General features: G+C 45.1%; 5 protein-coding genes and 1 tRNA gene. 1 reads left to right on the forward strand and 5 read right to left on the reverse strand.

What is annotated here, in order from left to right; genetic code table 11:
- Positions 1–46: 46 nt before the first annotated feature.
- The 4 genes from CHU92_RS02295 to CHU92_RS02310 form a co-directional block, all read right to left on the reverse strand.
- Positions 47–2,311, reverse strand: a complete 2,265-nt coding sequence (locus tag CHU92_RS02295) for a M1 family metallopeptidase (protein ID WP_094412195.1) — start codon at positions 2,309–2,311, stop codon at positions 47–49.
- 3 nt (positions 2,312–2,314) lie between these two features.
- Positions 2,315–2,818, reverse strand: a complete 504-nt coding sequence (locus tag CHU92_RS02300) for a DUF6702 family protein (RefSeq protein WP_094412197.1) — start codon at positions 2,816–2,818, stop codon at positions 2,315–2,317.
- A 25-nt stretch (positions 2,819–2,843) separates the two neighbouring features.
- Positions 2,844–3,617 (reverse strand): peptidase associated/transthyretin-like domain-containing protein, encoded by a 774-nt coding sequence (locus tag CHU92_RS02305; protein WP_094412199.1) that lies wholly within the window; start codon positions 3,615–3,617, stop codon positions 2,844–2,846.
- A 256-nt stretch (positions 3,618–3,873) separates the two neighbouring features.
- Positions 3,874–4,677, reverse strand: a complete 804-nt coding sequence (locus CHU92_RS02310; RefSeq protein ID WP_129582986.1) for a hypothetical protein — start codon at positions 4,675–4,677, stop codon at positions 3,874–3,876.
- Between the two features lie 78 nt (positions 4,678–4,755).
- On the opposite strand from CHU92_RS02310, the gene pepE reads away from it, so the two are divergent.
- Complete coding sequence (gene pepE / locus CHU92_RS02315; RefSeq protein WP_094412202.1) at positions 4,756–5,463, forward strand: dipeptidase PepE; 708 nt, start codon at positions 4,756–4,758, stop codon at positions 5,461–5,463.
- Positions 5,464–5,494: 31 nt separating this feature from the next.
- On the opposite strand, the gene CHU92_RS02320 is transcribed toward pepE, so the two are convergent.
- Positions 5,495–5,567: transfer RNA gene (locus CHU92_RS02320), tRNA-Gly, on the reverse strand.
- Positions 5,568–5,792: the final 225 nt, after the last annotated feature.

Below are 5,792 nucleotides of genomic sequence, written 5' to 3' on the forward strand. Positions count from 1 at the left end.
AAAAAACCGTCTCAAAATTTAAGTATTGAGACGGCTTCTTTTTTATTTACTTCTTTTGTTCGAACTGGTCAAATTTTGATTTTGCTTCACTTTTTGGCCAAACATTGTTGCTGGCATCAATATCGGCGGTTTCCAGTTTTGGGTCAAGTGTTATTTTCTTTACGGGCCTGGCTGTTGCAAAAACCCTGGTGGCTGTCTGGTTGTTTTTGCGCCATATCTGTACCGGGAACCTATGGGTTTCTGTAGTACCATCTTCAAAAGTAAGCTCAACGATAATGGGCATCAGCATACCGCCCGGCTTATCAAAAACAACCTCATAAAAATATTTAGGTGTTTTTAGTTTTGCCCTTTCTTCAGGGGTAAATTTTTCGTTCACATAGGTGTTAAGCAATTTCACATCGGCTATATTCAGTGGCTTTTCCAGCTGTTTGTTAAAGTCAGGGCTGTTAGTGGCTACCATATATACAAAAGGCCCCCGGTCTTCGTTAAACCTGCCCCGCTTCACTGCATAATCCTTCATCTCTTTGGTCTGTTCTTCGCTTACATAATATTGCTTCACCTCGCTAATACCGATATCGACATAATCAGTAGAGTAGAACCAGCCACGCCAGAACCAGTCGAGGTCAACTGCTGAGGCATCTTCCATGGTCCTGAAAAAATCTTCCGGTGTAGGATGTTTAAACTTCCATCGGTTGGCATAGGTTTTAAATGCATGGTCAAACAACTCGCGTCCCATTATGGTTTCGCGAAGTATATTTAAGCCTGTGGCCGGCTTTCCATAGCCGTTGGCGCCAAACTGGTGAATGCTTTCAGAGTTGGTCATAATAGGTTCAAGGAACTTCTGGTCACCGCTCATGTAAGGCACAATCTTAGCGGCCGGCCCGCGCTGAGACGGGTAGTTGGGTATAAACTCCTGCTCGGTAAGGTATTGCAGGAAGGTGTTAAGCCCTTCATCCATCCAGGTCCACTGGCGCTCATCAGAATTAACAATCATCGGGAAGAAGTTGTGCCCCACTTCATGGATTATCACGCTCATCATTCCATAGCGTATCCTGTCACTTACAAAGCCTTTTTCGTCAGGGCGGCCATAGTTCCAGCATATCATAGGGTATTCCATGCCCTGGTCTTCTGCTGAAATGGAAATAGCCTTGGGATAAGGATAATCAAAGGTATATTTCGAATACGTTTTAAGCGTATGTGCTACCACACGGGTAGAGTTTTCGCCCCACAGCGGGTTGCTCTCTTTGGGGTAAAGTGATATGGCCATGGCTGTTTTTCCCGAAAGCTGCACGGCCATGGCATCATAAATAAATTTACGGGAGGTGGAGAACGCAAAGTCCCTTACATTAGTTGCTTTAAACTTCCATGTTTTCTTATTTTCCGAAAAACCTTTTTCTGCCCTTTCCGCTTCCTCCTGGGTTACTACAACGACCGGTTTGTCAAAGGTTTTGGTTGCCAGCTCATACCGTTTAAGCTGTTCGGGCGTAAACACATCCTTCCTGTTCTGGAGGTCGCCGGTAGCTTCCAAAACATGGTCGGCAGGCACGGTTATATTCACTTCAAAGTTCCCAAACGGCAGTGCAAATTCGCCTGCGCCCCAGAACTGCATGTTCTGCCAGCCTTCTACGTCATTATACACAGCCATCCGCGGATAAAACTGCGCGATTACATACAGGTTGTTCCCGTCTTTATCAAAGTGCTCGTAACCTGACCGGCTGCCTTCAACCCTGTAGTTAACAATATTGAACCACCATTTAATAGAAAACGAGATTTTTTCACCCTGCTTTAGCGGTTTTGGCAGGTCGATACGCATCATGGTATGATTAACCGTATATCTGACGGGGCGGCCTTCAGCATCTTTTATATATTCTATATTAAAGCCCCTTTCAGGAGGGGTTTCCAGGTAACGCCTCGAAAAATTATCAGTCGGGTAGGCCGGATCCATACGCTGGCTTTCGGCAAGCGGCGTTTGCGATGTAGGTGCTTTCTGATTCTGGTCAAGCTGTAGCCACAGGTACTCCAGCGCTTCAGGGGCGTTGTTATAGTAGGTTATCGTCTCCACACCATAAATCCTGGCTTTTTTGTCGTCAAGCTCAATATCCATTTTATAATCGGCCTGCTGCTGGTAATACGCGGGCCCCGGTGCACCCGAAGCCGTGCGGTACATATTGGGTGTAGCCATCAGGTCATACATCTGGCTGAACTTGTTATTGTCATAATGCCCCTGTTCGCGTTTTGGGGGAGCGGGTGTTTCCTGTGCGGCAGCCTGGAGGGCTGTGGCTACAGATAAAATATATAAAATTCTTTTCATGGCTTAATAGTCGAGTATTCCCTGTTCAGTATCATTAGTAAGCAACAGGCTCTTTTTGTTACGGTTTATATTGGTGTGTATAATATTCTGCTGGTCAGGGAAGAGTTCAAAAAGCGTGGTATTTTTCACCTCAATACTTTTTATAGGATTCTCGGCGGGCAGGGTATAGTAGCATACCAGTACGTCATCTTCCAGCTCTTTGCCCAGATAATTGAGTGGTTTGGCAATTCCGTTTAGCCTTACCCTTATTTTGCCTGCCAGGTATTTTTTCAGGTATTCGTCAGCCCCGGCAACTTCATGTTTCTGGCCTATGTAAAATGTTTTGCCGAATTGTTTCTTCAGGGCTGCTTCCATATCATCCACAAAAATACGTGCTGTCATCTGCACCACTTTTTTCTCCGGCCTGTATTCCAGCTGGAACACCGCCACATAAAATTTATGCGCTGCCGCCGAGGTGAGCCCAAGGCAAATCAATATTACTGTAATATGCTTTAATCCCGCCTTCATTTTCCAAATGTAATAAAAGTAAATCTTAATTTTTCAATTTAAGATATTCGTAACTTTTATCAATAAGATAATCGGTAAGCTCAAATTCCTTTGCCGGGTCCAGCAGCTGCCGTGTCTGCTCCCCATTATCGCAATAGGTGAGGAAGAGGCCTATTTCGTCATGTGGGATTTTTAAGGTTTCCGTAAAGAAATAATGGGTGTACAGTTCCTGCGCTACTTCGGCGAAGTTGCGTTGGGCATGAGAGCCCTCAACTTTTTTCTTTTTCTTTTTCGGTTTAAAAATTTTTTTGTAGAGTTTCACAAAATCAACACCCTGCAGCTGGCTTTCATTTTGAGGCATTGCCGTATTAATATTTTGCGAATATTTAAACTGGTAGGTAGTATCCCGCACAATACTGCCAGAGTTAAAAGGTACCAAATCTTTGGTTTTAGCCTTTCGGCTGTCTTTTTCCAGGTTTCCGGTAAGGGGCGAAATGATAACTTCATCAAGCACGGTGACATTTACATCAAGACGTATTATTAGCCTTGCTTCCGTGAAATGCTCTTTTTTCAGCACCAGCATAGCGTTGCGGAATGAGATACCTGAAAAAACCAGTGTATCGGTAGGCCTGGCGTAAATGGTAAAACTGCCTTTTGTGTCGGTTACCGCGCCAATATTTGAAGTTATGTTCTTTACAGAAATGTTATCTACCTGTACGGAGTCGGCTACGGCACGGCCACGGAGGAGCTGCCGGGGTTCTTTCTGGCTGAAGCCGATAAAGGGGATAAGCAAAAACAAAAAAAGTAATTTTCCGGCCATAACTGATTTGTTTATTTCAGGTTATTTATTGTTGCAGCCGGTATACCGGCCCGTTATTCGCCTTAATAAATTCAAGATAGTAAAGTGCCAGCGACCCGGTTATTCCAGAGTTTTCGGCTTTGAGCACGGCCGCGAGATGTTTATTTTCCACAATTTACTGAATATATCTTTATCTACATCTATATCGTGATGTTAAACTCACCACCACGGTTCTTTTTTTAGTAATGCGCCTGTGTAATATTATACCAGCCAGAGTCTATTTTTCATTTTTGCTGCGTTCAATATATTGTTCCGCCAGCAGGGTTAGTCCAAATTCGGTCTGTGTAGTGTTACCGCCGTTCAGGATAGCAACAAATTCTTCGTTTTCTACGGCAAAATATTTAAAACCGTTAACCTGCTCTGCTTTAAGGCCATATTTTTCTATATAAAAATCATCTGTATAAAGGCCATTTAGCTTTTGCAGCGCAAATTCCTTCTTTTCAATTGCAACTTCTTTTTTCAGCCGTGCCGTGCGCCCGTTGATAGCGTTAAGTATGGCATCAAACGAAACGGAAAATCCTGTCATGGTACCTGCGCCCAATGTAGGGTCAAGGTTTGAAGCCGTGCGTAGCCGCCTTTCGGCAGGGGTATATTTTTTACCCATAGGTATGCCCAGTGATTCTGATGAAACCCTGCTGCGGTTGATAACCACCTCTTCAAGTACTTCACCCGTCAGGGCGACCTCAAGCTGTAGGAGGCTGTTATTGATAAGGTCGGGCGTGAAGCGGATCTTTTTTGTTTCGATACTGCTTCCGCTTATGATAATAAGGTCGCCCACCTGTAGCGAAAGCGTGAAACGGCCAGTATTATCAGTGCGGGTTTCGCTCTGCCCTGTAAAGTTAACCACCAGCACATCAGCAATACCGGCATTGCCTGCATATACCAGGCCTTTTACCGGTTTGCGCTCCTGTGCCTCCGCAGCCACAGCCAACAGTAATATGAGGTAGAGAATATACTTCTTATAGATATGAAGTGAAGAATATGTAAGGTAAAAGTGCCGCATGTAAGGATTGTTAGACAAAGATAAAATTTATACACCAAATTTTATGCCCCACCATCATTAACTTGTAACTTTACCTTTTCTTACAACTCTTAACGGATGAAAAAAATAATTATTGCGAGCACCTCTGCCATGTATGGGGGAAAATACCTGGAGTACCTGCAGCCTGTACTACAGGAGCATTTTAAGGATTGCAGCAGCCTCGTGTTTATACCTTATGCCAGGCCGGGCGGGATAACACATGAAGCTTATACCGCTAAAGTAGCTGAAACCTTCACCGCTATAGGTATAAATGTAAAAGGCCTTCACGAATTTGATAATCCTGCACAGGCAGTACTGGATGCCGAAGCCTTATTTACGGGCGGCGGCAATACTTTTTTGCTGGTGAACGAGTTGTACAACACAGGTGTAATGCAGGCACTTGAAAAAGCGGTACATGCAGGCACACCTTATTTGGGTTCCAGCGCAGGAAGTAATATCTGCGGCCTTACGATGCAGACTACTAATGACATGCCTATAATTTACCCACCGTCATTCAAAACGCTGGGTGTTGTGCCGTTCAATATAAACCCGCATTACCTTGACCCGGTTGAGGGTTCAACCCATATGGGGGAAACAAGGGAAACGAGGATTAGGGAATTTCATGTATTCCACCGGCAGCCTGTAGTAGGTTTACGGGAGGGGAGCTGGCTTGAGGTGAAGGGGAGTGCCATAGTACTGGGAGGCGATAGGCACGCACGTATTTTCAGGCAGGGGCAGGAGCCGGAGGAGGTTGCTCCGGGAGCAGACCTTTCGGGGTTAAAATAAAAAAGCCCCAAACCATGTTCAGGGCTTTTTGAGCGGAAGACGAGGCTCGAACTCGCGACAACCAGCTTGGAAGGCTGGAGCTCTACCAACTGAGCTACTTCCGCTTTTGTGGGTGCAAATATAAGCAATAACTTTTTTTGCATGCAAGTTTTTTTAAAAAAAGTTAACTGTAAAAAAAGTGCTTGTATTACCTGCTTATGAGTATGCGTCGACCTGCGTTTACGATATTGCCATAAGCAGTAGGCCAGCCAAAGAAGCAGCTGTGCCTGCTCCCAGCCCCGGTGGAAGCGGCATCCTCCCCGCCGCCTGCTTTTGCGGCGGGGAGATAG

Origin of the sequence: Flavobacterium cyanobacteriorum, assembly GCF_002251835.1 — a bacterium.
Classification (GTDB): domain Bacteria; phylum Bacteroidota; class Bacteroidia; order Flavobacteriales; family Flavobacteriaceae; genus Flavobacterium; species Flavobacterium cyanobacteriorum.